General features: G+C 46.1%; 1 protein-coding gene. It reads right to left on the bottom strand.

Going from position 1 to position 976, the window contains the following annotated elements; all coding sequences use genetic code 11:
- Positions 1 to 873: AsmA family protein (locus R7Q48_RS25180; RefSeq protein ID WP_318132866.1), on the bottom strand; the 873-nt coding region annotated here is incomplete at its 3' end.
- Between the last annotated feature and the right edge of the window lie 103 nt (positions 874 to 976).

Genomic DNA, 976 nt, shown 5'->3' with positions numbered 1-976 from the left:
AGCTTGTAAAGACACTTTGGCAGTGGCATTCCATAGAGATGCAGGCAGTGAGGCATCTTCAACGGACAGTTCAAGGTTTTGCCAGTGCCATTCCCCCCATTCAATATCGGCGTTAAGCAAGTCGAGGCTATTAATGTGGTTAATGGTGAACGGCAATTCTTGCCACGGTTTAGAGAGTAAAGATTGTCGCTGTGCATTGGTGATTGCCAACTTATCAATCGTGACATTGACCAAAGACCAGCCTTGCGGATATTGCTCACCTTGCCCTGATATTTGGCTATTGCGCCATTTAAAAGACGTGCCATAGAGGGTGCTGTTTTGGGCTTGATAATCCACATCAACCAGTACTTTTTGTATCGCCTCACCGTGCCAATACATTTGCTCTGCAGAAGCCTGAATAGCGCCGTAAGGCCATAATTGTTGAGCGTTTAGCCAAGTAGGATCTTGGATTTGGATACTCAATCCAGGTACGGAAAAGCGGGCATGCGCGTAATCAATATTTTTCAGCGCAATCTGGTGGAACTGGATCGACTCTAAGTTAGGCTGTGTCGGTATGCCTTTTTTTAGACTCACCCCATCGATCAGCAAGCTATCGATAATCCATTTCCCATCTCGTCGTATGTCAGGGTTCAGCCATACGTCGACTTGTTCAATATAAGGCAGTTGAGCGTCTTGGGAGCGAACGTTTTGCAGCGAAAGGTGGTAAGGGAAGTCGTAATGAACGCGCTCCGCTTGGATCGGTAAGCCAAGGTAGGGTGAAACCCATTGCCATGTAGAATTGGCGTATGAGGTGGTTAACAGCGCAATAATGGCCGCCGGAAGGGCAATCAATACCACCAGTAAGAGAATTAGAATTCGACGCGCTGTTTTCATCCCTGCTAGAACCTACGTTTGCAATTAAATAAAACTAGATAGGCTTTAGCTTGTATCAATATTCTGTGGTATTCAATAAAAAGCCCCTCAAAAGAGGGGCTTG

Source organism: Vibrio sp. 378 (genome assembly GCF_033339435.1).
This window is presented reverse-complemented; position numbering and strand designations above follow the sequence as displayed.